The 24,271-nt window shown below is 45.3% G+C and carries 26 protein-coding genes and 1 pseudogene; 10 read left to right on the top strand and 17 right to left on the bottom strand.

Going from position 1 to position 24,271, the window contains the following annotated elements:
* Positions 1-360: 360 nt before the first annotated feature.
* From RH46_RS15240 to RH46_RS15230, 3 genes are all read right to left on the bottom strand, one after another.
* A complete protein-coding gene (locus RH46_RS15240; protein ID WP_006880402.1) occupies positions 361-1,278 on the bottom strand; it encodes a hypothetical protein in 918 nt (305 codons plus the stop codon).
* A 152-nt stretch (positions 1,279-1,430) separates the two neighbouring features.
* Positions 1,431-2,255: a helix-turn-helix domain-containing protein gene (locus RH46_RS15235; protein WP_006880401.1), complete on the bottom strand. Its 825-nt coding sequence runs from the start codon at positions 2,253-2,255 to the stop codon at positions 1,431-1,433.
* A 19-nt stretch (positions 2,256-2,274) separates the two neighbouring features.
* Positions 2,275-2,868 (bottom strand): LysE family translocator, encoded by a 594-nt coding sequence (locus tag RH46_RS15230; protein ID WP_006880400.1) that lies wholly within the window; start codon positions 2,866-2,868, stop codon positions 2,275-2,277.
* Positions 2,869-3,066: 198 nt separating this feature from the next.
* On the opposite strand from RH46_RS15230, the gene RH46_RS15225 reads away from it, so the two are divergent.
* Entirely contained in the window at positions 3,067-4,254 is a 1,188-nt protein-coding gene (locus RH46_RS15225) for a hypothetical protein (protein ID WP_006880399.1), read from the top strand.
* Positions 4,255-4,397: 143 nt separating this feature from the next.
* Complete coding sequence (locus tag RH46_RS15220; protein WP_006880398.1) at positions 4,398-6,284, top strand: bifunctional diguanylate cyclase/phosphodiesterase; 1,887 nt, start codon at positions 4,398-4,400, stop codon at positions 6,282-6,284.
* Positions 6,285-6,656: 372 nt separating this feature from the next.
* On the opposite strand, the gene RH46_RS22555 is transcribed toward RH46_RS15220, so the two are convergent.
* From RH46_RS22555 to RH46_RS22020, 3 genes are all read right to left on the bottom strand, one after another.
* Positions 6,657-6,788 carry a hypothetical protein gene (locus RH46_RS22555; protein ID WP_006880397.1) on the bottom strand — a complete coding sequence of 44 codons (132 nt, stop codon included), beginning with the start codon at positions 6,786-6,788 and terminating at the stop codon, positions 6,657-6,659.
* Positions 6,789-7,074: 286 nt separating this feature from the next.
* The gene (locus RH46_RS15215; RefSeq protein WP_006880396.1) at positions 7,075-7,329 is read right to left on the bottom strand and encodes a hypothetical protein; all 255 of its coding nucleotides are present in this window, start codon (positions 7,327-7,329) and stop codon (positions 7,075-7,077) included.
* A 106-nt stretch (positions 7,330-7,435) separates the two neighbouring features.
* A complete protein-coding gene (locus RH46_RS22020) occupies positions 7,436-8,203 on the bottom strand; it encodes an RHS repeat-associated core domain-containing protein (protein ID WP_241210061.1) in 768 nt (255 codons plus the stop codon).
* 126 nt (positions 8,204-8,329) lie between these two features.
* On the opposite strand from RH46_RS22020, the pseudogene RH46_RS15205 reads away from it, so the two are divergent.
* Positions 8,330-8,704 (top strand): annotated as a pseudogene (locus tag RH46_RS15205) (transposase); the annotation flags it as partial.
* Positions 8,705-8,778: 74 nt separating this feature from the next.
* Here the strand turns inward: RH46_RS15205 and RH46_RS15200 are convergent.
* The 5 genes from RH46_RS15200 to RH46_RS15180 all read right to left on the bottom strand — a co-directional run bounded on the left by RH46_RS15200 (position 8,779) and on the right by RH46_RS15180 (position 14,778).
* Positions 8,779-9,540, bottom strand: coding sequence for an HNH endonuclease (locus RH46_RS15200; protein WP_006880393.1), 762 nt, complete (start codon positions 9,538-9,540; stop codon positions 8,779-8,781).
* A gap of 357 nt (positions 9,541-9,897) precedes the next feature.
* Positions 9,898-11,481, bottom strand: a complete 1,584-nt coding sequence (locus RH46_RS15195) for an SgrR family transcriptional regulator (protein ID WP_006880392.1) — start codon at positions 11,479-11,481, stop codon at positions 9,898-9,900.
* Positions 11,474-11,704, bottom strand: a complete 231-nt coding sequence (locus RH46_RS15190) for a hypothetical protein (RefSeq protein WP_006880391.1) — start codon at positions 11,702-11,704, stop codon at positions 11,474-11,476. The genes RH46_RS15195 and RH46_RS15190 overlap by 8 nt, the downstream gene beginning before the upstream one ends.
* A 169-nt stretch (positions 11,705-11,873) precedes the next feature.
* Positions 11,874-13,511: a methyl-accepting chemotaxis protein gene (locus tag RH46_RS15185; protein WP_006880390.1), complete on the bottom strand. Its 1,638-nt coding sequence runs from the start codon at positions 13,509-13,511 to the stop codon at positions 11,874-11,876.
* 421 nt (positions 13,512-13,932) lie between these two features.
* Positions 13,933-14,778: a pirin family protein gene (locus tag RH46_RS15180; protein WP_006880389.1), complete on the bottom strand. Its 846-nt coding sequence runs from the start codon at positions 14,776-14,778 to the stop codon at positions 13,933-13,935.
* Between the two features lie 197 nt (positions 14,779-14,975).
* Here RH46_RS15180 and RH46_RS15175 point away from each other — a divergent pair, with 197 nt between their 5' ends.
* Positions 14,976-15,209 (top strand): DUF1330 domain-containing protein, encoded by a 234-nt coding sequence (locus RH46_RS15175; protein ID WP_006880388.1) that lies wholly within the window; start codon positions 14,976-14,978, stop codon positions 15,207-15,209.
* A gap of 71 nt (positions 15,210-15,280) precedes the next feature.
* On the opposite strand, the gene catB is transcribed toward RH46_RS15175, so the two are convergent.
* Positions 15,281-15,907 (bottom strand): type B chloramphenicol O-acetyltransferase, encoded by a 627-nt coding sequence (gene catB / locus RH46_RS15170; RefSeq protein ID WP_006880387.1) that lies wholly within the window; start codon positions 15,905-15,907, stop codon positions 15,281-15,283.
* A gap of 205 nt (positions 15,908-16,112) precedes the next feature.
* Here catB and RH46_RS15165 point away from each other — a divergent pair, with 205 nt between their 5' ends.
* Positions 16,113-17,408: an alpha/beta fold hydrolase gene (locus RH46_RS15165; protein ID WP_006880386.1), complete on the top strand. Its 1,296-nt coding sequence runs from the start codon at positions 16,113-16,115 to the stop codon at positions 17,406-17,408.
* Positions 17,409-17,444: 36 nt separating this feature from the next.
* Here RH46_RS15165 and RH46_RS15160 read toward each other — a convergent pair whose 3' ends face one another.
* The 3 genes from RH46_RS15160 to RH46_RS15150 all read right to left on the bottom strand — a co-directional run bounded on the left by RH46_RS15160 (position 17,445) and on the right by RH46_RS15150 (position 19,971).
* Positions 17,445-17,825, bottom strand: a complete 381-nt coding sequence (locus tag RH46_RS15160; protein WP_006880385.1) for a VOC family protein — start codon at positions 17,823-17,825, stop codon at positions 17,445-17,447.
* A 93-nt stretch (positions 17,826-17,918) separates the two neighbouring features.
* A complete protein-coding gene (locus tag RH46_RS15155) occupies positions 17,919-19,313 on the bottom strand; it encodes a sensor histidine kinase (protein ID WP_006880384.1) in 1,395 nt (464 codons plus the stop codon).
* Positions 19,297-19,971, bottom strand: a complete 675-nt coding sequence (locus RH46_RS15150; protein WP_006880383.1) for a response regulator — start codon at positions 19,969-19,971, stop codon at positions 19,297-19,299. The genes RH46_RS15155 and RH46_RS15150 overlap by 17 nt, the downstream gene beginning before the upstream one ends.
* A 170-nt stretch (positions 19,972-20,141) precedes the next feature.
* Between RH46_RS15150 and RH46_RS15145 the strand changes: the two genes are divergently transcribed.
* Positions 20,142-20,642 (top strand): GlcG/HbpS family heme-binding protein, encoded by a 501-nt coding sequence (locus tag RH46_RS15145; RefSeq protein WP_006880382.1) that lies wholly within the window; start codon positions 20,142-20,144, stop codon positions 20,640-20,642.
* 105 nt (positions 20,643-20,747) lie between these two features.
* Here the strand turns inward: RH46_RS15145 and RH46_RS15140 are convergent, their stop codons facing one another.
* Complete coding sequence (locus RH46_RS15140; protein WP_006880381.1) at positions 20,748-21,281, bottom strand: dihydrofolate reductase family protein; 534 nt, start codon at positions 21,279-21,281, stop codon at positions 20,748-20,750.
* Positions 21,282-21,379: 98 nt separating this feature from the next.
* On the opposite strand from RH46_RS15140, the gene RH46_RS15135 reads away from it, so the two are divergent.
* From RH46_RS15135 to arfB, 4 genes are all read left to right on the top strand, one after another.
* Positions 21,380-21,934, top strand: coding sequence for a TetR/AcrR family transcriptional regulator (locus tag RH46_RS15135; RefSeq protein ID WP_006880380.1), 555 nt, complete (start codon positions 21,380-21,382; stop codon positions 21,932-21,934).
* 138 nt (positions 21,935-22,072) lie between these two features.
* Positions 22,073-22,849, top strand: coding sequence for a substrate-binding periplasmic protein (locus RH46_RS15130; RefSeq protein ID WP_040895964.1), 777 nt, complete (start codon positions 22,073-22,075; stop codon positions 22,847-22,849).
* Between the two features lie 52 nt (positions 22,850-22,901).
* A complete protein-coding gene (locus tag RH46_RS15125) occupies positions 22,902-23,141 on the top strand; it encodes a hypothetical protein (RefSeq protein ID WP_006880378.1) in 240 nt (79 codons plus the stop codon).
* 41 nt (positions 23,142-23,182) lie between these two features.
* Positions 23,183-23,596 (top strand): alternative ribosome rescue aminoacyl-tRNA hydrolase ArfB, encoded by a 414-nt coding sequence (gene arfB, locus RH46_RS15120; protein ID WP_006880377.1) that lies wholly within the window; start codon positions 23,183-23,185, stop codon positions 23,594-23,596.
* Positions 23,597-23,615: 19 nt separating this feature from the next.
* On the opposite strand, the gene RH46_RS15115 is transcribed toward arfB, so the two are convergent.
* Complete coding sequence (locus RH46_RS15115) at positions 23,616-24,125, bottom strand: GNAT family N-acetyltransferase (RefSeq protein WP_338131571.1); 510 nt, start codon at positions 24,123-24,125, stop codon at positions 23,616-23,618.
* Between the last annotated feature and the right edge of the window lie 146 nt (positions 24,126-24,271).

The following is a 24,271-nucleotide window of genomic DNA, read 5'->3' as shown; positions in this document are numbered from 1 at the left end:
CTTAACTAAATAGTGGCGATTCACTGACAATAACCGACAAAAACCGAGGTTAACTGACAGTTGTCGCCACTTTGTCGCCACTTTTTTAAGGCTAGTTGTCGAGGGGATTTAGCTGAACAGCCTGGATAAGATGGTCTGGCAATGCACGTTTTATACACTCCCAAGCTGCATAGTAAGTCACGTTAAACACTTCTAATTTCGTATGTGTGACTTTTCTAGATTTCATTTGCAAAAAGGAGCCAAATGGCTCCTTTTTACCAGATTAGCGAACTCTTAGTGCCTGTCCTTTGTATTGATATGTGTGTCCTTTCAACGCAAAACAACATTACCTAATGCGCCAATTCAATTTTCGCTAAAACATCAAGACTCGGTCGCATGTATGGTGTAATAAGGAGTTCGAGTCAAAGTCTCATCATTTGCAACACAAAGCTCATTAATCCTTTTTTGAGTTTCATAAAATGAAGAAGTTTCATTTTCTGCTACTATTGAAGCTGTGGTGTCGGTGGCAATATTCTTGAGAAGAGTTGCTATATCTCTATGATTTAATCGTCCAAGCGGCTGTTTAGTGTCAATTAATAAATTATTGATTATGAAGTCCCTTTCATCTTCAGTTATAGAGCTCATGTAGGTTTCGATATGAGAAATTAATCGGTTCACTTGGATACTATGCTCTTTCATCTCAGCTAATCGGGTATCGTAGTCCGCATTAATTTTTAAGTTAGAAACTTTCTCATTATTCTCTTTGAGAGTAACGAATGTATCATTCAGATTCATAAAAGCAGATTCCTTAGACTTCAAGGAACTTAATTGCGCTTCTAAGCTCTTTTTCTCTTGATCCCAATTACTTAGATTGGCTTTAGCTAACTCTCTACGCTCTTCAACTTCTACCTCTCTAACCTTGGACCAATACTCTAAGGTAGACGTACTCAGGCTTCTATTGAGTTTCTTACTTTCAAAACTATCCATTCTAAGTTGCTGATTTTTATCCTTCTTTCTTTTTTTATCTATGAGGTGATATTTCGTATTGTCTAGCCACCTTTGAATAAGAGGCAATATAAATAAATAGCTTAATGCTCCGATAAAAGGGTATATAACATCAGTATAATAATCGAGCTTTAGGGTGTTGAGGTATTCGATTCGTTCTTGACCACTAAGAGTGATTACCGAAATAATCGTTTTGATATTTATTACTGCCCAACTTAGAAAAAAAGAACCTAAAAGCGGGTTAGACAATCGCTGTTGCAACGAAGTAGTAATAGAGTCCAAGAACGTTTTCATATGCATCTCTGTCGTTATAATTCTTTACTAATGTATCAAACTCAATAGCTTAATGAGAAAGGTTTTTTAATATCCTTTCAAACGAACAAACACGATCATTTATAGGACCGCAAAATTGCAGTGCATTCTTAGTGCCTGTCCTTTGTATGCACTCAATCAACAAAATGCGACTGATAGAACTTCGGCGTGACCGCTATCTTCTTCTTAAACTGGCGTTGAAAATGTGCCTGATCGGAGAAACCAAGTTCTAAGGCAACATCTGCGATCTCCTGACCGGATTTAAGCATCACCTTAGCGCGTTTGATCTTCTCATCCATCAGATAAGCATGCGGCGGTAAGCCATAGTGATGCTTGAACGCCCTTAATAACTGGTAACGGCTCATCTGTGCTTCTTGCGCCAGTTGATCTAGCTGGTGGACGTAAGAGACATCATCAAGCAACTTCTCCTGAACGCGTTTTAGTTGTGATGAGGGCGCCTGTTTGCTGTTGGTTAACACCTCACTGAATGCACTTTCAATGAAGTCATACAGGCGTGACTCAACCTGAAGCTGACTCGCCTCCTGTTGTAGCGCATTAAACAGAGCTAAATAGTGTTGCTTGATGTGTGGGTCACGCTCTAGTGGATTGCGAAAAGGGGCGTAATCATCGCAATAACCGCTATGGTGCTGGCTAAGGATCTCTTGCTGAATCTGCCCCATCTGTTTGGTGTCGACAAACAACATACTATAGGACCAGGTGCCCGCTTCCGGGTTGCACGAGTGAACATCGGCCGGATTGATGGTCACGATGTCACCTTTGCCGATATGGTGGGTAGCCTGATGATTACGATAGTCGGCGCGCCCTTGCTGGATGATGCCGAATGAAAACTCATCATGAGAATGCGCTTCATAACAGGCGGTACTTTGATTGGCGATACGCAGCTCAACCCACGGCAACACCGTACTCTGTTTGAAGTTTGCACTTTTATCTATCTTCATGCGCAGCTCCTTTGCGCCCCTAATACCAAATCATGCTAACAGATGCGCCAAGAATAATCGCCATAGTACGATTAAAAACTCGTTGCCTGTTCGGCTGCGATAAGTAGTGAGCAAAAGCTCTGCCCGTTATCGCCCATAACCCGACACCAAGCAAACAGCAGACTAAAGAGACGCTAGTAAATGTCCACAGCCACTGCTGCTGATTAACCTGCCCGACAACATACAAACTAACGCCTGACATGGCGACCAGCCAGGCTTTAGGGTTGAGTAGTTGAGTCAGGGCTCCTATCCACCAGCCAGACCCATTCGCCTCGGCCGAACTCAAATCGCTCACTGGCGCAGTAAATATCTGATAAGCGAGATACAACAAGAATAGACTACCAGCCCAACGCAGTGTGCCTTCCAACACTGGCATCACCTCGACCAGTTGATGCATTACGCTACCAGATAAAAACACCACCAGCGCATAGGCCAGTGATGCGCCAAGTACCAGCTTGAAAGCTTCCCTGCTGCCTCGCTGAACTGCAGTAGTTGTCGCTAATAGATTGACTGGTCCTGGTGTGGCTGCGCCTACAAAGGCAAATGCGAGCATTGCTATCAATACATTATTCATGATGTTCTCCTCAATTACCCATTCAAGGTAACCAATCACACCAGAGAGTTATTGAACGATATTGCACGCCTTAAACCAAAAGGCCGACTTGGGTAGGCACACAACAAAACCGGCGTGGAAATAGTTTTGAGCATCCTGAATTGAACTAATGTCAGCCCCTCAACTCCAACCCTTATTACCAATAACTCATACGTATCTATGTCCACATTATTGCTCTCTACTGCACTCATCACCTCCACTGAAACAACGCTTACATATCAATTGGAACAGGTAGCGGATCATTCTGACGTTATCGCCGTCAGTGTCGATACTCATCAGCTCGGAGCATTCCAGGCTGTGCCAGCAAGAACACTCACGAACGACACACAACCTGACTTGTTCTGCGTTGCTGCGAATGGAGATCGAACCTCTATTGAATACCAAACACCGATTCAATGTGACCATGTCACATGGCAGCTGCCACTTGCTGAAATAGACCAAGACGGCTTTGATATTGCGAAACAAATCGATAGCTATGAGCCCCAAAAGGGCTGGCGGTTTGTCAGCGAGTTTAACTCTCTTCCAAGGTTTTCTGCGCACAATGAAGGGCCTATTCCCGCGCAAGTCTGTGCTCCGGATAACCAATGTGGCTGGATGCCGAATGCCGACCAGCCACCGCTGTTTGTCGTCTGGGGTCTCAAGCCTGTCGAACTGGATATCAATGGTAAGGCAATCAAGGTCACCACTGATACCGAGCAGGTTTTGCAATCCATGGAAAAGTGGAAGCCAGCGCTGGAATCCCAGTTGAACTATCTTATAAGCCTGTTTCCTGAAAGTGCTGTCAATCAGTGGGATATCGCTTTCTTTAGTCGAGATAAACAAGCAGGAAGCGTTAGCGGTGCAGCAGGGAGCGATAAGATTCTGATTAATGCCATCCTGAACAATGGTCAATTGGAAGAGAGTGAGATACCAATGCTGCTTAAGATTGCGGCTCACGAATCGATGCATTTGCTCGACACAACCTCGCCACTTTGGGCCGCAGAAAGTATTGCGGAATACTATGCTAACAAGTCCTTAGGCAAGACGACGTATGACTTTACCGATCCTCAAACTCAGTGGCGCGATTTTAAGCAAAGCTTCCCATTTGCCAGCACGGGACTGCTGGAAGCCCACAACCGTGTTTCAAACGAACAGCAGTACCAGTATTACCCACTGTTTTACGTCAAGGGTCCTGCATTTTGGCAAGCTATTGATCAGAGCCTAACGGATAAAGGGGAGAGTTTAGATACCCGACTACTAACTCTGACTTACAACCAGGATGGTAGCCTTTCTGACGCTTCAATCGCCGACCTAACCAAAGTGATCGGCAAGAATAAGTGGCAAGAGCTGGTGAAGCTATACCTATAGGTGGGTAAGCGGTAGATACCCGATAAAGATCAGTGAACACATTCACGGTAACTATGAATCCAGATCACCTATACTCAATAGGGCAAAGCGAATCACCTCATTGCTGAATAAATGCCTTCACAATCAAACAAGGGATATGCGTCATGGCAGACATAGATACCGCTCAATTGGTCGTTCCGGATTCTGTACTCAAGAGCTGGCAAGAAATTGTTGATTTGGTTGCCAAAATGACACAGTGCCCCGCTTCGCTAGTCATGCGTATTCACGAAAATGACATTGAGGTGTTTTCTAGCAGTCGAAGCGAAAACAACCCCTACGCACCAAATGCAAAAGACTCACTTGGGCATGGTCTGTATTGTGAAACCGTGATTCGCGAGCGGCGTATGCTGAACGTCCCCAATGCGCTCAACGATCCTGAATGGGATCATAATCCAGACATTAAGCTGGGCATGATTTGTTACTGCGGACTGCCTGTGTTTTGGCCAGATGATACCCCCTTCGGGACTATCTGCATGCTCGACAGCCAGGAACGTTACTTTGATGAAGATGCAATGTCGCTGCTTGCTCGCTTTCAAACCGCTATCGAAGGTCAACTCGAAACCCTATATCGTAAAGAAGAGCTTGCCCAGTTCAATCAGGAGTTAGAAAACAAAGTCGCGGAAAGAACCAAGACACTTGCCGATCTCAGCAGCCGTTTACTCAAAGAAATTGAGCAACGTACTGCTGCAGAAAACCACTTGGATTTTCACCTTCACTACGACCCGCTCACGAAACTCCCCAATCGAATCACACTAGCGGACGACCTCGCTAAACAGATGGCTTCTCTAGAAGACGATGAACAAATTACCCTGATTTATTTCAGTTTGAGAAACTTTAAGTTTGTTAACGCAAGCTATGGTTACATGTTCGGTGATCAGATTTTGTCGTCACTGAGCCAACGGATCTGCCACAAACTGCCCAAAAAGTGGAAACTGGCCAGAATTGTTGGCTCTGATTTCGTTCTGGCCGCCCAGCATCTGCGTACACCCGAACTTCAAGAGCAAGCCATAGAACGAATTACCAATGCGTGCACCCAACCTTTTAGCGTCAATGGTATGAGTATCAATTTGCACTGTAACTTAGGTATCGCAGTGGCTCCATTGGATGCAACAGATTCGTTCAGCCTCATTCAGCGAGCCTGCTCCGCAATGAGTGAAGGTAAAAACGAGGGTTTGCAGGTCGCCTACTTCAATTTTGCTGCACAAAAAGCCGCCGAAGAGCGTTTACGACTTGAATCACATCTTTCTAAGGCGCTGCAGAACAACGAACTCGAAGTCCATTTCCAGCCGATCATTTGTCTCAAACAAGGAGGGAAAATCATTGGTGCTGAAGCACTGTTGCGATGGAGCAATCCAACGCTGGGGCAAGTTTCGCCAGACCGTTTTATTCCTCTAGCGGAAAGTAACGGCCAAATAATAGAAATCGGCTACTTCGTTTTGCATCAAGCACTTAAGCAAGCTGCGGAATGGCATCGCACATCCCCGCACTCGTTTAAAGTGGCCATCAACATCTCACCAATCCAATTCCAGGAACAACACTTTGTACAACACTTACAAGACATTATTGATCTTTACCAACTGCCAGCGAAGTGCGTTGAATTGGAGCTAACAGAAGGTATTCTGCTGCAAGATGAAGAGTATGCGCAAAATGTCCTCGCTCAGTTGCGTCAATTCGGCGTCAGTATTTCTCTTGATGACTTTGGTACTGGGTACTCTTCACTCAGTTATCTGCAAAAGTACGCTTTCGATACGCTAAAAATTGATCGCAGCTTTATCAATCAGTTAGAACACAATCAACACAACCGAGAGCTTACAAGAGCCATCATCGCAATGGCGCACAAACTCAATATGATGGTGATAGCTGAGGGGGTAGAGGAGCGCTATCAAGAAGACTTCATTCGAACCGAAGAATGCAACTATGCTCAAGGCTTTTTGTATGGCAAGGCCGTTCCTGCTGACGAGTTTACGCAACAATTGACAAGTAAACCTTAGTCAGCGTCAAACGTTATATGCATTCGCCAACAATAACCACTTGTCACCTAGTTCTCTAAGCGGCCATTTCAGCGCGTGTTTACCCTAGTAAATCAAATTCTATCTGGGTAGTTATTCGCACCAGATATGACTTCACGACGTACATAAGATGATTGGCAAGCCATAATCAACAAAGACGTATTTGTCGAGATCGGTGCTAGCACGTTCTTGGACATTTCCGTTTTAGCAATCGTGCTGATTTAACAAAGCATTAATTACTAAAAGTATGGCAAACGTCGCTTATGGGAGTGTTCAGTATCACTGAAGCAGAACTGAGCGTATGAGGGTTATACCAACGCGCATCCATTTGTACGAAACCCGTGTGATTTTCTGTTAACTTACCAGTGTATTGGCATTAACCGTATCATTCTTTTTCCAGAACGCTTTGTCATTGTTCTTGCGATAGACCTCACCACATGGGGTGCAGCCTAAACGTATTGCTTCTTTGCCTTTAAAATCCACCACTCCAATCACACTGCCTTGACGGTCAAAGTGGGTGTAAAGGTCACTGATGTTTGCGCCTTTATAACCATCGGCATCAAGGTATGGTGAGTTAGTTTGGTATAACGATTGGTGGAGTACCTGACCATAACCGTCTTGCTGTGGCAGCAGGGTTCACTAGATAGAAAGATGGACACACACCTCTTAATCGGTGTTTGTCTTATGAAGTATCTGGGGGTAGTGGTGGTGAATGACTTGGGTGGATATGACCTGATCCTCGTCGGAGGATCAGGTACAAGTCTAAATATCGTTACTTTCTTTTAACTTTCGAGCCGAATGTGCCTAGCCAAGAAAACAGAACAAAAATAGCAATTTCTTTAATTAACTTTGAGTAGAACGCATATGATTCTTCCCCTAAGATTAATTCTTTGCCTTTACTATTAACTGCTGACCCTGAGCTAATAATATCTATAATCTCCAAGGCAACAGGGATAGCCAAGACCATCATTAAAAGTTTGAAACCAAGTAAGTACTTTTTTTCCATGTATACGACTAGTAGTTTCATTACCTTTATTCCTTATCTTCTTGCTTGAAAACGTCACCTACTTCATTTTCGACATACTCTGAAATACCGTCTGTAACATTATTATCAGGTATCACCTTTGCACCCTTTAAAATAGTAAATGCAGGAACTGTAGCCTTTTACCCGCCACATATGAAAGAGCTTCATCCGTTGCAGCATCAACAGGATCATCATCCATCAAAATAGACACTACTGTCGCGACACTAGCCAGCAGTGATGTTGGTGCTGATATCCATAGCTGACCTGTAAGTGTCCCACCGATAGAAGCGGTGATCATGTTATCTCTAAAGGCTTCCACATCCGTTTGTGAGTATGGCTCTACACCTGCATTAGTCGCAGCAGAGTAAGCATCTTCACCATTCTGCTTCACCGTACCATCAGAGAATGTTTCTACTAATGTACCGCCAGCATTATAGGAGTTAGCGGCTTCAATTCCGTAGAACTCTGGTAAGCACAGTCCCCATGGATCCACCCAAGTCAACGGATTACCACTCACATACCCAAATGCCAGTTGCTGGCTTGGGTCACGCAGCAGTTGGCTAGTATTCAGCCCCGTAAACCGCATTAACTCATGCTGAATTTCCGTTGGCAGATAAGTGTTCTTCAGATTCCAATAATCAGGTTGCACAAAACGGCTAGTGTGCGGGTTATACCATCTTGCATCAAGGTGCACCAATCCCGTATTGCCATCAGTGTAAGCGCCTGTGAACTGGTACGGCATCAACTGGCCAAGTTGCTTGTTAGCATTAACGCCTGCGTTAATCTTCCACTGCGTTTTGTCGTTGTGCTTACGATACACTTGACCAAATGGGCTGTAACCTAAGCGCATCGCTTGGGTGCCAGTCTCATCCAACACCTGTATCGCACTGCCCAAATGGTCATGGTGCACGTATAGGTTAGAGGCATCAGCGCCTTTGTCCCGCTGGCTTTCACAAGCTGTGACTTGCTGTCAGAACAATGTAATGGTGCCTGTCCCTTCTATCTCATTGAAGATAGTCCGGAATATCAGGCTAAAAATACAATTCTACAAAGCGTTCCAGGCATCGGAAACATCGCAGCAGCATCGATAATCAGTAATGTACCTGAGTTAGGTTACATCACCAATAAACAAGCCGCATCTCTCATTGGCGTTGCCCCAATAACGAGAGAAAGTGGGCGCTACAAGGGCAAGCGAGTAATCCAAGGTGGACGTACACAAGTTCGGACAGTTCTATACATGGCTATGATGTCAGCAATGCAATGTAACCCCGTATTCAAGGCCACTTACACAAGACTTGTAGCAGCAGGAAAACCCAAAAAGGTCGCTATCATTGCATGTGTTCGCAAGATGGTAGTGATCTTAAATACGATGTTATGAGATGGCGTCATGTGGGATGGGAACATAGCTAAAAATTAGTTATTGACGCCATAGTCGTTTGTTAAGCCTCTCATTCACTTACAAGCTTGTTTAAACTTAATGTCTTCTCTCAACTGTTCTACTGTAGGAGCATTTTTTCTATGCAACATTGCATGGCAATTGGGACATACTGGAATCAAGTCATTTATCGGGTCTACCTTATATTCTTCGCCAATTTCTGAGAGAGGTTTAACATGATGAACATGGATAAAGCCGCTAGCCTCAGGCCCATAAAAATCAGCAAAGTTAAAGTCGCAAACTAGACAACTAACGCCATGCTCTTTAATACAATCATTACGGGCTTCTAGATTCCTTTCATAAGCATTGACTATAACTTTCTTTGTCGCTCCCTCTAACAATGTTCCAGAATCTTTATCAACTTCGTCCGGATAAACAGTGGTGTCCTTAAGAAAGAAACCTTTTTCATTCAACTTTGAGTACCAATCAAAGTCACAGCACAATTGAACTTGCTTTGCATGCCATGCGAAGTCCATGTCGTTGCGTTCATGGAATGTAAAATAAGTAGCTGATGGCATCCCGCCGCGATCACCGCTTCCTACTTTGTTAATAATCAGCCCCGTTATTGCTGGAAAATCATTTGAATACAGCCATTTTGCCAAACCACCCATGGCATAGTAATCCAAGCTATCGCCAGGGGTACGTCTATCGTTTGGAAAACCCAAATCTTTCAACACTTTCGAATATGCTAGATATGTTCTTGGTTCGTTGACTTTTACCTGCCCTTGCTTACAGTGGTTAACTAAATATTTGAGTAGTTTTAATTCATTGTCATTCATATCTTCAAATCCTTTTTAGAAAATGTAAGCTTAGAGAGGCTTAACGCTTATTTGTCGACAAACTGTCGTCTTTTTCTTCTATATAATGCACTCTTAGTCATATTGGTTCAATTAACAATCAATTAGTTAAAGTAAGACAAGGGATACTAAGCTGCAAATTGTCGCCTAAAAACGAGAACGTTAAGTACTCAACTCAAGTGGATAAGTTTGAGTAGGTCAAACTCAGATTAACAAGATATGAATGAGTAAAAGATCTAACACTAAATGGGGCAAAACTAAGCCCACCAACTCCGGTATCTAACTCAATTTGAATAGACAACTATTCCAACGTAATGCAGTTTCCTGCAAGGTAGCCAATCACACCGGTTTAACCCAGAGTTTGGCAAAGTCGCACCAGCCAATAGAGTTAATTGCAACATTTCTAACTCGAGATGGGACAGTCAGAGTTAGGTTTTCTGACTTAAAAATTGCCAGTACATTATTGTCGTAAAGGAAGGCAATCAGTTGATCGAGCATTGCCTCTTGTTGAGTAGCGGAGGCACTGCTACGTATTGATTGCAATGTCTGCACTAGATAGTCGTGCTGCTCCCAGGTCAGGCTTTTGTTCCAATAAGGATAGAGCTTAAAGAAAGCAAATAAACTGGTCGCTCTGTCTCCTTCTAAGCGGATACCGCCAATCGCTAAATCTTGGTTAGGGGCAGCTTGCCCATAAGTCACCTGGCGTACGGTCGACTTTTTCTTTCCGACTGAGTCGAGACTGATTAGCTTATTTGCAAACTCACGATTGTCGTTGTTATTTTCGTAACTAAACGAAACAGGAAATGGCAATTCAAAACACGCTTCCTCTTCGCCTTGGAAAAGCCTCAGTAGAGAGTGCTTTATCGAGTCCGTTTGCAGCTCGCGATGATTTAATTGCACGAAGAAGTAACCAATATTATTGGTTGAGACTTTATAGCTATCCTCCTCACCATCGAGAAAAAAGAAGTTCTCAGCGCATTTTTTATCTTGCTCCCACTCTTTATGGATCCAAATTTCAATCTTCTCAACCAATGCACATTGGCCACTGTATTGGTTGTTTCTCACCAGCCTCAACACTCGTTCTGAGCTGATATCGACCATAAATGGGCCGGAGCCTATCGGAAGATAGCTGGTTTCTGGCAGATAAACCGTGTGACGAGGCAAAATTGACGCTTCTGCACGGCTGAGCAACAACGGCAAATTAGGATCTGCCGTTGTCAAAGTGATAACGACACAGTACAGCGACAACGCTTCTATTTGGTCGATATGGTCATAGAGTCGTCGCCAATATGTTGATTGCGTCATGGCTCTTAAGCTTTCAACGACATCGGCAGCTGTGACCATAGATTGATCATGAAAAGTGGCTGATGACCTAAGGTGAAAGGTCCATTTGGTATGAGAGTTATCACTGTCCCAACTGTGGGCAAGATCTCCTTGAAGACCAGACCCCTCAAACGTAACGAGAGTCTGGAACACCTCATGAATCAGGTGTCGCTCCGTTCGTTCCATTGAGTGGTGAGGGTGAAGCTGACCTATCTTGCGATGAAAGGGGGCGTAGATGGTTTTTTCGTTCTGGCTGGATGTTCGCCCCAAATACTGCTTTAAGCCAGCAGCAATATCACGGCCATTAAAACTGATCAGTTGATGTGCCAGCTCATACTTCTTTTCTTCAATCGCCAAATCTACCTGTTCGTAACAAGCATCAATAGGCTCGCTATGACAATTAAGCTCTCCTTTCTGACCGCGCCCTCTCGCCGGAAGCCAGGTTAACCAACCACTATCAGACATTTGCTTGAGCAGTGTTCGAGCATGCCTTTCGCTGCACTTAAAAGCACTGGCGATCTGTTCAATGGTAACCTTGTTCACACCGGGTCCCATCTTTTGAAACAGGTCCTCGTAGAGTTCTAGTTTGCGTTTATTCATTTGTTGTCATGGCACCATTGGTCAGATCTTCGCTCTGGCATTCAGGGGGAATTGGTTGCTGTAACGTTGTATTCTGCCAAAACTTGTCAGTATCAAATATCTCGTTCAGCCTTTGAACTCTTTGTTCTGGCGTCATATAGAAGAGCCGAGCCCAAAACCCCTCAGTTTTCTCATATTTATAAGTGGATTGAATATAGTTTGCAATGTAGTCATAGATAGTCATCGTGTTTACCTGTTTGGCTTCGAGTACCAACAGGCTAAATGACTGAGAAAAAAGAAAACCGGAACAGATTTCTCAACTGTTCCGGTTTTTATCCGTTCAACTTTATCGCTATGCCAAAAGTATTTCCGCGCCTGACTGAGCTGATATTGGCAACGGCGTTTCCTTCACATTACGCAAGCTTAAAGCGATTAATCATATTCATCAGATTTTCAGACACGTGCCTTAGCTCTTTACCAGAACTCGCCATTTGCGCAGACTCGCTAGAGACCGAAACCGCCATATCACTTAAGCTAACCACATTGCGGTTGATATCATTAACCGTTGCGGTTTGTTCTTCGGCGGCCGTAGCAATATGTTGTGCCATTTCCTCAATGGTATGAACCTCTTGGTTGATCTTATCCAATGTTTGGCCTGCCTGAGTGGAGAGCGCCGAAGCTTTATTCGCTTTGTCCGTCCCCTGATTCATTATTACGACAACATTTTCAGCGCCCGCCTGGAGTTTCTCGATAATGTTCTGAATCTCTAGAGTCGATTCCTGAGTACGTTGTGACAAGGTTCTGACCTCATCGGCAACCACAGCGAAACCGCGACCTTGCTCTCCGGCTCGTGCTGCCTCAATCGCAGCATTGAGGGCTAACAGGTTGGTTTGCTCAGCGACACCGCGAATCACTTCAAGAACGGTATCAACATTTCTGGCATCAGTTGCCAGCTTCTGTACCACTTGCGCGGCGGAAGCAATTTGCTCCGCAAGTTCATTGGCTTCAGTGACATTATTTTGAATGATGGTATGACTGTTTTGAGTCTCCTTCGCCGCGAATCGACTTGCTTCGTTAGCTTCAGATGTTCTGCCTGCCACCTCTTCTACTGTGGCGAGCATTTCCGTCATTGCAGTCGCAAGCATATCGACGTCATTTTGCTGTTGATTGAGGCTGTCATCAATGTGATGTACGGAGTTAGACAACTGAGTGGCAGATTTCGACACCTGTGTTCCGGCATCACTAATATTGAGCATAATCGATTGAATTGAAGCAACAAACTGGTTGAAGTAACGTGCTAAGTGAATGAGCTCTTTACTGCCTTCTTCCGGTAAACGCTGTGTCAGATTGCCTTCACCTTGAGAGAGGGTTTTCATGGCACGCAGAGTACGTTTTAATGGTGAAGTTATGGTTTTAATGAAGTAGCCCACCACAAGTGATAACACGGCTAAAATAGTGATTGCATAACTCAATGACGTCACTTCTGCACGGTGAGTGACGGCCTGCAAAGCGACCATGTTCACCCCAGAGCCGACCATCCATCCCCAAGGCTCAATCATCACCGCGTAGCTGGTTTTTGGCGCAAGAGTTTCGCTGTCCGGATTCTTCCAATAGTAATCAACAAACCCTCCACCATTTTGCGCCGTTTGATACAGCTCTTTGACGAAATAGGCACCCTTACTATCCTGTAAGTTCATGATGTTCTTACCTAACAACGACAACACACCTGTCGCAAGCTGATAACCTTCACGATCACCGACAAAAATGTAGTTGCCATCATCAAATCGCATTGCAGAGATGGTTTCTAATGCTCGGGCCTGCGCCTCTTCTTTGCTTAAGGCACCGCTTTCACTCTGTTGTTGGTAATGTTTGATAACGCTGACTGCACTCTGAACCAGAGTTTCAACTCCTCGCTCGTAATTTTCGCGCATATGTTGACGAGAGGTATCGATATTAATAAAAGTATTAGCAAATAGACCTATCGCAAATAATCCAAGTATCGACCATGCCCTGGCCGCAATTGAGACATTCTGAAGTTTCCTAATTAACATACTGATATTCCCTAACCAATTAAATTTATTATTAACCCTACAGAAAAACCACTACTATTAGATGGTTATAAACTGGTCGGATTTACTTTATAAATATAACGGTAGCAGTAAAATTAACGGTTTGTGCAAATGGAATATGAATTTCTCAAGACTTGGAAAGTAATAATATAAGCCTCAATTTAACTGACTGAAAATATAATTATTTAAAGTAAAATGGCGAGTCTGGTAATTTGAAAAGTTTTGTATGACTAAGCAGTAAGGTGAAACTGTATCAATGTTAATCTTGCTAGATAGCCTAAGTTCGACAACCCATTCGGAAAAATAAAAAAGCCACACTCGAAAGTGTGGCAAGACAAAAAGAACTGGCAATGGATAGTTCGTTTTGTTACTCAGCGGTCTAAAACAGACCGCAAAGGATGCGTTAGTAGGTTTCAAACACTCCGCTGTTGTAGTCACGGATGGTTTGCTCAATTTCAGCCATGCTGTTCATGACAAATGGACCGTAATGGACAACAGGTTCATCAATCGGTTGACCAGAGAAGATAAGTACCCCACCCGACTCGCCACTGGTTAGTGTTACCTTGTCGCCTTTACTCAGCAATGCAAGTTCACCTTGCTTGATTGTTTGTCCATCAATAGCTACTGAGCCCTGGTAGCTAAGAACCATCATGTTAAAGTGTTCTGGTACCTCAATGGTAAGCTGCTGTCCTTGTTCGGAACGCCAGTCAGAGACACTCAGTTCAACGCCTGTCCTGTCTAGTGGACCATGTAACGCCTCACCATTCGCAATCAGGTTGCCGGCCAACACTCTTAACAGGCCTAGATCTTCTCGGGTATGCTCAGTAATGGTTTCCGGTTGGAAATCAAAATACTCAGCTGGTTTCATCTTGTCGCGTGAAGGCTGGTTAATCCAAATCTGAAAACCGTGCAGATCGCCCTCTTCCATAATTGGCATTTCGCTGTGAATCACGCCACGGCCCGCCGCCATCCATTGAGCGCCACCACTGCGAAGTTCACCAACGTTACCCATATGGTCACGATGCTGAAAGTGTCCTTTGAGCATATAGGTCAGAGTTTCAATGCCACGGTGTGGATGTGGAGGAAAGCCACCAACATAGTCTTTGCGTTGATCCGATTTCAGCTCATCAACCATCAGAAATGGTGAGAACTGCTCATTGTTAAAACCAGCTACACGCTGAATTTTCACTCCGTCGCCATCAGACGTTTCATGAGTGCGGATGATTTGCTTAATAACTCGGTTTGCCATAATCGCCTCCAAATTCCTTAGTTGTTTGTAGTTTAGAGAGCGAGGTGCAGTGCATACAGAGGGTAAAAACGAACAGCTTGTTTGAAAAATTTGAATGACTAATTACGGGGCTGACTGAGGGCAAATTGAACTGATAATGGAAAATCGGCATTATGGCCTGTATTAGTCGCCACAATTAATCGATAGGGAAGCAATAAATGTACGAGATGTTAGTTGGCTTGGAAGTATCGGACAGTAATGTATATGAGCAGTATCGTCAGGCAATGAAACCGATTCTGGACTCATATGGTGGCGGGTTTGGTTTCGACTTTACGGTTTCGGAAGTATTGCTCTCTCAGGTAGAAGAGCCGATAAACCGCGTATTCACAATCAACTTTCCGAGCCAGACAGCTGCGGAAAGTTTTTTACTGACAGTCACTACCTTGAGATAAAAGCCCAATATTTTGCAGCGTCGGTAGCGAATACGACCATTATCTCAAGTTACCAAAAGCACGCTTAGTTTTTATCGTACTTGTTGTTGCCAGTAGTGGTACAAGCCATCAATATCGGCAGAGCATAACAACGGCATTGCTCCGGAGAGTTGTTGATCACTCCAGTGCCACCACTGCATTGCACTCAGCTTGCTTATTTGATCGTCGCTGAAGCGGAACTTGATATGCTTAGCCGGATTCGAGCCAACCACTTCATACGGCGCGACATCTTTGGTCACAACTGCACGGCTGGCAATAATGGCACCATCGCCAATTTTTACGCCAGCCATGATCATCGCCTCAGAGCCAATCCACACATCATTACCAATGACAGTATCGCCAGCCCGTTTAAAGCCATCCTCAGCCGCTGAAAAGTGCTGGTTATCCTGATAGAAAAATGGAAAGGTCGAAATCCAGTCAGTACGATGGCCCTGATTTCCCGCCATCATAAACACCGCACCAGAGCCGATAGAACAGAAGTTACCTATGATGAGCTTATCGACATCATCCCGGTCTGGATTTAAATAACGGGCGCAGTCATCAAAGCCGTGACCGTGATAGTAGCCAGAGTAGTAGCTATGGCGACCAACAATAATATTTGGGTTGGTCACTTGCTGATTTAGCGGTTTACCCGCAAAAGGAGATTCAAAGTAGTTCATATTTATTGATTCTTTTAGTTAGCTATGAGTTTTGAGTCGATCAATTGATTTACTCAGGCGTAAGCATAAGCAGAAAGTTGAACTTGGTCACTTAGATTTTTGCTTAAGCTTACACAAGCCTCACTCCATCAAACATCAATTGGTATCTGTGGCACATCAGGCTAAGATACGCCATCCACAAGTCACGGAAGTCCTGATAACTATTATGAATGCTCACCAATTTATTGATGCAGGTGTTAAATACACGCCGCACTATTTCCAAGTTCCCTTAAACTACGCCGATAGTTCACAAGGTACGATTGAAGTCTTTGCTCGCGAACTGTCACTGGTCGCCGATGGCGAAAGCACTAAGCCTTGGCTGGTCTATTTTCAGGGTGGACCGGGGTTCCCGTCTCCACGTCAGAATGGCCACAATGGCTGGGTAAAACGTGCCCTGCAAGAGTACCGAGTTCTGCTGCTCGATCAGCGTGGCACAGGTAATAGTTCGGTGATCACTCATCAAACATTGGCGCCGCTTTCTGCCGAACAGCAGGCGGAGTATCTCAGCCACTTCCGAGCCGACAACATCGTTCGTGACGCAGAATTTATTCGCCAGCAGTTTGGTGTGAACCAGTGGGCGATACTCGGTCAGAGTTTTGGTGGTTTCTGCTCACTGACATACCTTTCGCTGTTTCCTGAAAGTCTCTCTCGCAGTTTCATTACTGGCGGCGTGCCATCAATTCATCGCCACCCTGATGAGGTGTATCAGGCGACCTTTAAACGCACTTTGCAGAAAAATCAGGCGTTCTTTAAACAGTTCCCGCAGGCTCAACAGTTATGTAAGAAGATTGCTGACCACCTGATTGAAAACGAAGAGTTTCTGCCAAACGGACAACGTTTCACCGTTGAGCAGTTCCAGCAGATTGGTATCAACTTCGGAATGAGTGATACCTTCCTGCCAACCTACTACGCGCTGGAAAATGCTTTGATTGAGGTGAATGGTAAACCGCAACTACGTTACGAATTCCTCAACAGCATGTTGATGGAACAAGGTTTCCAGACCAACCCTATCTACGCAATTCTGCACGAATCGATTTACTGTCAGGGATTTGCTTCAGACTGGAGTGCTCATCGTGTGCGTCAGGATCAGGATGCCTTTAACTACGACTCGACTAAGCCGTTCCTGTTTACAGGTGAGATGGTCTTCCCATGGATGTTTGACCAATACCACTGCCTCAAACCACTTAAGCAAGCCGCAGAGCTGTTAGCGTCCAAACAGGACTGGCAACCGCTCTACGACGCAGAGGTTCTTGCCAGCAATAAGGTACCTGTAAGCTGCGCAGTCTACGCCGATGATATGTTTGTCGAAATGGATATTAGTCGTGAAACCCTGGCGCAGATACCAAATTCGCAAGCGTGGATCACCAACGAGTACGAGCACAACGGACTGCGTGCCGATGGTGAGAAGATCCTCGATACGCTTATCGCAATGGGTCACCAAACCGCTGCGACTATCAACTAAAATTAACGCCCCCGACTCACCTCGGGGGCGTTTTGTTTAGCTCATAGAGTGAAGCCCAATCATGTTCCCTTCGCTATCTGCCACTACAGCGATAAAACCATGCGGACCGATTGCAAACTTACTGTGCATCACTTTGCCACCCGCCGCTTCAGCGCGAGATTCCTCAACCGCACAATCCTGACATGAGAAGTAGACCATAGTGCTGTTACCACCTGCCGCGACACCGTCCATTTTTGCCAGCGCGCCAGAAGCACCATACTTCTCCATATCCGATGGAAATAACCACATCTCAACGCCCATTTTCGCGACATCTTCGAGAGGCTCAAGTGATGTGTCTAACAGTGCTTCGTAAAATGCCTTCGCTCGTGGCATATCATCAACATAGATTTCAAACCAACCTACCGGATTCATTTGCATACTGTCACCTAACCGTTTTGAGTTCCCTGTTAAAGCTAGTGCAGTTGGCAGCTAAATCCACTTATGCTCGTTCATATCGAGGAGGTGTCTCACTCATGAGTCGACCGGCAGAGTGACCGTAAACCTGGTGCCTTGCCCTGGCGCTGATTCTAATGAAATTCGGCCCGACAGATTTTCCGCCATCGCGGCGGCAAGGGACAAACCCAGTCCATAGCCCTGAACATTACTTCGGCTGGTGTCGACCCGATATAAGCGTTCAAACACCAATTGCTGATACTGCTTTTCGATCCCAATTCCGCTATCAGCAACCTCAATTTCAACCTGTTGAACATCGTGCTGAGACGCTTTGATAACCACAGTGCCGCCTGAATCAGTGTACTTGATCGCGTTGTCGAGCAGGTTGACCAGAATCTGAGTCAGTTTATCCGGATCGGAGTTAATCATGAGTGAAGCACTAACATCTTTCGTCAGAGCAATACCTTTCTCATCCGCGACATCTTCATACCAACTGGCAACGGTTTCGATGACCTGACGGACGTCAGTCGATATGCTCTGTTGCTGACGCTTACCTGTCAGTTCATCGTTTAGTTTCATCAACGCTGTGAGCATGTTGTTAGCCTGCATAGCGTACTCGGCACAGTCAGCTAGGGCATTTTGCATCTGTTGCGGGTTTGGTTGATCCATCAACGCAGACTGGGATGAGAGTGTAATGCGCGACAGTGGTGTTCGGATATCGTGGGCGATTGCATCAACCGTCGTGTTAAGTGTGGTAGTGACATGATGAAGCCGTGCCACCGCCTCATGAACACTGGCGCTTACAACGCTCAATCCCTGAGGTGCGGATTGCGACTGTTCTACCCACTCCAGCTTACCCTGCTTGAGCTTGTCTAACAGGTCACCAAGCGTCACTAACGGAGACATAGCACTGACTATGATTCGGCGTGTAAACCATGCCGTTATCGCCACCAGTAAGGCCAAGGCAAACAAGGTCATCAACCACTGCTTAAAAGCGATCGAGTAGCGCGCCTGATTATCGAGCACCAACCAGAAATCTTGCGCCTGTCCCTCTATCTTGAGCGACATATAAGGGTTGAAAACGAATGCGCTCAACCAGAATTTGTCATCAATAGTGAACTGCTCAAGCGCCCCGTCAAACTTAAAATTCTCATCTCCAGCGACAAAGGTTGGCGCAGTACCACTATCGTTCTCGACAGAATATGCGCGGATATTGTTTTCAATCAGACGATGCGGATTGGCGCTCATGACATGAACAAGTCGTTGAGCAGAATCGTAAGTCAGAATGCGTTGGTATTCGGTCGCCATCGAGCGCAGGATCTTTTTCTCAGTCCGATACAGATCGTAGAAAAACATAGCGCCGACGACTATTTCCACCAGCAACAAAACCAGCATCAAGATGGCAATAAATCGCATTAATAAGGTGTGCTGCGCCTTGTTCAGTGCCTGTTCGATATTATGACTTGAGGACATAACCGACTCCTCTGAGCGTATGAATCAAAGGAGTATCAAAACCTTTATCAACTTTGCCACGCAGTCGGCATACCAGCACATCCACGACGTTGGTTTGCGGGTCAAACTGGTGACCCCAGACCTGTTCCAGAATCGCAGTTTTGGTGATCACACTTTCCGGGTGCTCCATCATCAGCTTAATCAACATAAACTCGCGTTGATTAAGGTGCAGTGTTTTGCCTGCACGCTGAAGGGTATGCTTGAACAGATCCAGCGACAGTTCACTGTAACTCAGGGTATGACTTTGCGCCTGATTCTGCTTACCACGGCGAGCTAATGACTGACATCGGGCAAACAACTCCGGAAAGGCGAACGGCTTGACCAGATAATCATCGGCTCCCGATTGCAATCCCAACACGCGCTCTTCAACAGAATGTTTGGCGCTGAGGATAATCACCGGAGTGGTATGCCCCTCTCCGCGCAACTGAGCTAACACTTCAAAGCCATCTTTCTCCGGCAGCATGATATCGAGCACAATGACATCGTAGGCTTGCGTAACCGCTTCATGTAAGCCATCAACCCCATTATCCGCATGAGTAATGGTGCATGCCTGTTGTTGAAATCCATTAATCAGGAAACGAGCAATATGAGCATCGTCTTCAATCAAAAGTATTTTCATCGCTATCCGTGTTGTCACTGTGCCAAACCAATCTGATGGTTCTACTCTACCAACAACCTTGTGGGAATTTAACCAAGATTACACATTGGTAATGTTTGGGAAAGCTTACGGTAATTAGCCGCTGGTTAGGATAGTCCTACTGAAAACAAACATGTCTAACAGGAGTGAACATGAAAAACATCAAACTAGGTCTACTAACCGCATCTCTTGGCTTGCTTTCAACCTCTTTCAGCACTTTGGCTGCCAACTCAAGTCACACGGTCTCAGTAACGCAGATCTCGTCTCAGTCTGCTTTTAACCTAGCCAGTCAGGCAGTGAATCAATGTCAGGCTAAGGGTTACAAAGTGTCTGCGACAGTCGTTGATCTGTCGGGCAACGTCTTGGCTCAATTACGAGCTGATGGCGCCGGAGTGCATACCCTCGACAGTTCTCGACAGAAAGCATTTACCGTCGCGAGTATGAAGCAGCCTTCGGGTAACCTGATGAAGCTGATTGCTGATAAACCTATCCTGCAACCACTACAAAACATGGACGACAACCTACTAATGCTTGCAGGTGGTGTTCCGGTTGAGCTGGATGGCAAGTTAATTGGTGCTATTGGTGTAGGTGGCGCTCCGGGCGGACACCTTGATGTGGAATGTGCGAACGCTGCAATCAAGCAGGTTTTCTAATAGCGAAACACTGCCGATAGCGATCAGGCTCTGGTTATACCCTGAGCCTGATCGTAATAAAGACGCGTTAAATTCTGGGCTTAACGCTAGGTTAAGCAGTCACTTTTATCGCACTCGAGCATAGTGACTCTGAACGATGGTATCCAGATAGACCGTGCTTTCGACCAATTTATAGTTCTGCATGCTTTCTAGATCGCCAAATAGCTTAACTCCACCACCAAGTAGTACTGGTATGGTGGTAATAGTCAGTTGATCAATTAACTCTTGCTCAAGAAAGTTCTGAATCGTGATTCCACCATCAATGTAGAGATCGTGATAGCCCTGCTGGTTCAGGTCAGAAACAACTTGAGTCAGTTCGCCATTAATCAGGAAAACCTTGTCCTGATAACCTTCCGGAACCTCCGTCATAGTATTGCTAAGAACAAATACAGGCTTTGAATATGGCCAGTCGACGTCAAAACTGAGCACCATTTCCAGAGTATTTCTGCCCATTACCAAAGCATCGACTTGCTCCATCAAAGGACCGAATCCCATATCGACATTATCAGGGTTTGGCACACTGTGTAGCCAATCCAACCCACCATCTTTATCAGCGATGTAGCCATCGATACTTGTGGCGATAAATACAATATTAGCCATGCTTTGCACTCCGAAAGGTAAATAGTTGCATCTCAGCCTAGTTGAGATATTATTAATTCTACACTGTAGAATTTAGCTAAGCTTAATGAGAATCTAAGATGTCTGTCAAGGAAAAACGTCGTGGTCGACCACAAGGTGATAAAAGGCAACTGAGTGAGCAAGTGATACTCACTCAGGCAAAAGCTCTGATGACCGGAGACGGAAAAATGCCGAGCATCAGGAAGTTAGCAGCTCAGTTAGGCGTAGATGCGATGGCAATTTACTACTACTTCGCCAATAAAGATGCTTTACAAGAAGCCATTGCAGTGTCGCTAATCGAAGAGATTTATCAGCCTAACCTGGCAGACCCGTGGCGTGATGAACTCACAGCATTATGCCAAAGTTATGTATTACTGTTGCATCGTCACTCAGGATTACTAGAAACCCTGCTGAAGATGAAGTCGGATAGCCCAGCAATGGTATTTATCGAACGTTTTAATGCGATCCTTGAGCCGCTTAAGATTGATAGCGCCAAAAGCACCAACGCAATCCACCTGCTGGCCGACTATCTGCATGGTTTCGTATTAGCACTCAACTGCCAGCCAGACAGCGAACTTAACATTGAGATGCTCAATGGTCCCCTAGAGTTTTATTATTCAGCACTGCAATCATAAATTACCAATTGCTAATAATGACATATGAATCGACTCCCATTAAACTGTCGCTAATTGGCCGATTATTGAACAAGCTGCGCTATTGACCCATGCTTGAATCACACTAGAGGCCGACTCAAGTGCGCAAATTGTGGGGAAATGACAATCGAGATGTTACGCAGTGTGGTGCAAAAGAAGCTCTGTATATACCTGAGTATGTTACTTGGTGTCTTCCTGGCCTGCCCGACAGTTGCCAGTAACACATTTACGATGGCGTTCAATCACGACCCTGCTCACAATCCACAGTACGCCTTCTACCAAAAAGTCTATCAGGAAGCCTTCGCTACATTAGGGTTTGAGTTTCAATATGAGCTCCATCCAAGCAAGCGTGCCACGCAAATGGCTAACCATGGCAAAGTCGATGGTGAACCGCAAAGGGTGTTTGGTTACGCCAATCAGAATCCAAATCAGATTCGTGTTGACGAGCCTATCTTTGAAAATCGTACCTTAGCGTTTAGCATCGATCCCACTCTCGAAATCAGCGGCTTAGAAAGTCTGATAGATAGTGATCTCCGCGTCGATTACCTGCGTGGTTCAGCGTGGAGCAAGAAAAATCTGGCCGCTGTTGTTGATCCTGGAAACCTACAAATTGTTGATGAAAGCGATCAAGGTTTTCAGAAACTGATCAAGCTACGTTCTGACGTATTTATTGTTCTTGAGGTGATTGGCCTTAAAACAATGCAAAGCCACTACGATTACACTCTAGCCGGCGTTCAGGTTGTTGGTCAGGTAGGGAGTAACCTCTCTTATCCCTATCTCCACAAACGCCACGCAGAACTAGTGCCAAAGCTAGAACAAGTTCTACGCAACATGAAACAAAGCGGCCGCTATGACGAGATCCTTTTCGCCACTATGCCCTATTTGAAGACGCGATGATCCGGTCGCGCCAGAACATTGAGTTAACCTAACCAAGCTGTAAGGTGATTGTATGACTGTCCAATGGTGTGAAAAATGTGCTCAACAAACCGAGCACAAAGAAGTAATGAAACAGAAACCGTCTCAGTATGGAAAGAGTCGTAAAGAGCAGTTTAAAGCCTTCCTGTCAGGTTTCTTTACTGGTGTTGCAGTCGGTGGCGCGCTGGCTTCGCTGGAGCTGGTGGATCGCTATGTGGTCTGTCAGAAGTGTGGCCACAAAAAACTCGAAAACCATGGCGAAGAGTTTCAGTAAGGCTACAATAGGTCGGTGTCTGTTTTTGTAGTAAGCCGCTAATGCTGAAGATTTCTAATACCGTTACCCTTCAATCCTGGGAGATCCAACTGACTGCCATTCGCGCACAAGGGGCCGGTGGTCAGAACGTCAACAAGGTCTCCTCAGCGATTCATCTTCAGTTTGACGTCAAACACTCGACCTTACCGGACATCTACAAACAACGTATCCTTGCGCTCAAGGATTCTCGTCTGTCTAAAGAGGGCGTCATCACTATCAAAGCGCAGCAGTTCCGTACCCAAGAACAGAACAAAGAGGATGCGCTCAATCGCTTAGCGGATCTTATCCGTTCCGCGATGGTCGTGCAGAAAAAACGCCGTGAAACCAAGCCAACCAGAGCGTCTAAAGAGCGCAGGCTCAAGAGTAAGGGAATCAAGTCGCAAACTAAATCCCTGCGCGGACGTGTTAAGCACTAACCATAGCGACTGCTCTCTATCACGCGGACTTATCGAGGGCGAAAGTTTCTAGCCCTTCAACTTCACCGTAGAGTCGTGTATTGACTTCTTGGGTCATACCGAGCTTTTTCAGTATCGCCAGCGAGGCAAGATTGGCTTCAAGGGCAACGCCATAGATCTTATCGTGTTTGTTGGCTTTAAAGGTTTCTCTGATCACGGCCTGAGCCGCTTCAAATACATAACCTTTACCCTGATAATCAGGCAGCAGAGCATAACGGATATCGCTATACGCAGGATCTTGACACTGCTCAACACCAACGTAACCAATTTTAGTTTCAGGATCGCTTGCTAATCTTATGGCGTAAGAGCCAAAACCATGCTGCCAGTGTCGCCCTCGATTATGAACATACAGCTCTATTTCTTCGGCAGTATAGGCCTCACCTTTCGGCAAGTATTTCGTCAGCTCATTACAACCTAGAATCGCTGAGTAGATATCGAGATCCGCTTCACATACAGGTGTCAGTATCAAATTGTCGGTGGTAATCATCATGCTCTCTTTACTGTCTAGAAGTGGAAAGGTAACAAGCTAAATGATTAGTGACCAAACTGCCAGTGCCAAATGTCTCATTTCCATGAACGAGTGACTTTGCTCTGCATGCCAGATATGCTTGAATTAAATCAGGATATGGAAAGCTG

Origin of the sequence: Vibrio brasiliensis LMG 20546, from assembly GCF_000189255.1 — a bacterium.
Classification (GTDB): Bacteria; Pseudomonadota; Gammaproteobacteria; order Enterobacterales; family Vibrionaceae; genus Vibrio; species Vibrio brasiliensis.
Note: the sequence above shows the minus strand (reverse complement) of the source record. Positions and strands in the feature narration are given on the sequence as shown.

Bases quoted from the DNA above. Each gene is read 5' to 3' on its own strand.
- RH46_RS15240 (WP_006880402.1), bottom strand. From the start codon at position 1,278: ATGAAAACGTTCTTGGACTCTATTACTACTTCGTTGCAACAGCGATTG.
- RH46_RS15235 (WP_006880401.1), bottom strand. From the start codon at position 2,255: ATGAAGATAGATAAAAGTGCAAACTTCAAACAGAGTACGGTGTTGCCG.
- RH46_RS15230 (WP_006880400.1), bottom strand. From the start codon at position 2,868: ATGAATAATGTATTGATAGCAATGCTCGCATTTGCCTTTGTAGGCGCA.
- RH46_RS15225 (WP_006880399.1), top strand. From the start codon at position 3,067: ATGTCCACATTATTGCTCTCTACTGCACTCATCACCTCCACTGAAACA.
- RH46_RS15220 (WP_006880398.1), top strand. From the start codon at position 4,398: ATGGCAGACATAGATACCGCTCAATTGGTCGTTCCGGATTCTGTACTC.
- RH46_RS15215 (WP_006880396.1), bottom strand. From the start codon at position 7,329: ATGAAACTACTAGTCGTATACATGGAAAAAAAGTACTTACTTGGTTTC.
- RH46_RS15200 (WP_006880393.1), bottom strand. From the start codon at position 9,540: ATGAATGACAATGAATTAAAACTACTCAAATATTTAGTTAACCACTGT.
- RH46_RS15195 (WP_006880392.1), bottom strand. From the start codon at position 11,481: ATGAATAAACGCAAACTAGAACTCTACGAGGACCTGTTTCAAAAGATG.
- RH46_RS15190 (WP_006880391.1), bottom strand. From the start codon at position 11,704: ATGACTATCTATGACTACATTGCAAACTATATTCAATCCACTTATAAA.
- RH46_RS15185 (WP_006880390.1), bottom strand. From the start codon at position 13,511: ATGTTAATTAGGAAACTTCAGAATGTCTCAATTGCGGCCAGGGCATGG.
- RH46_RS15180 (WP_006880389.1), bottom strand. From the start codon at position 14,778: ATGGCAAACCGAGTTATTAAGCAAATCATCCGCACTCATGAAACGTCT.
- RH46_RS15175 (WP_006880388.1), top strand. From the start codon at position 14,976: ATGTACGAGATGTTAGTTGGCTTGGAAGTATCGGACAGTAATGTATAT.
- catB (WP_006880387.1), bottom strand. From the start codon at position 15,907: ATGAACTACTTTGAATCTCCTTTTGCGGGTAAACCGCTAAATCAGCAA.
- RH46_RS15165 (WP_006880386.1), top strand. From the start codon at position 16,113: ATGAATGCTCACCAATTTATTGATGCAGGTGTTAAATACACGCCGCAC.
- RH46_RS15160 (WP_006880385.1), bottom strand. From the start codon at position 17,825: ATGCAAATGAATCCGGTAGGTTGGTTTGAAATCTATGTTGATGATATG.
- RH46_RS15155 (WP_006880384.1), bottom strand. From the start codon at position 19,313: ATGTCCTCAAGTCATAATATCGAACAGGCACTGAACAAGGCGCAGCAC.
- RH46_RS15150 (WP_006880383.1), bottom strand. From the start codon at position 19,971: ATGAAAATACTTTTGATTGAAGACGATGCTCATATTGCTCGTTTCCTG.
- RH46_RS15145 (WP_006880382.1), top strand. From the start codon at position 20,142: ATGAAAAACATCAAACTAGGTCTACTAACCGCATCTCTTGGCTTGCTT.
- RH46_RS15140 (WP_006880381.1), bottom strand. From the start codon at position 21,281: ATGGCTAATATTGTATTTATCGCCACAAGTATCGATGGCTACATCGCT.
- RH46_RS15135 (WP_006880380.1), top strand. From the start codon at position 21,380: ATGTCTGTCAAGGAAAAACGTCGTGGTCGACCACAAGGTGATAAAAGG.
- RH46_RS15130 (WP_040895964.1), top strand. From the start codon at position 22,073: ATGACAATCGAGATGTTACGCAGTGTGGTGCAAAAGAAGCTCTGTATA.
- RH46_RS15125 (WP_006880378.1), top strand. From the start codon at position 22,902: ATGACTGTCCAATGGTGTGAAAAATGTGCTCAACAAACCGAGCACAAA.
- arfB (WP_006880377.1), top strand. From the start codon at position 23,183: ATGCTGAAGATTTCTAATACCGTTACCCTTCAATCCTGGGAGATCCAA.
- RH46_RS15115 (WP_338131571.1), bottom strand. From the start codon at position 24,125: ATGATGATTACCACCGACAATTTGATACTGACACCTGTATGTGAAGCG.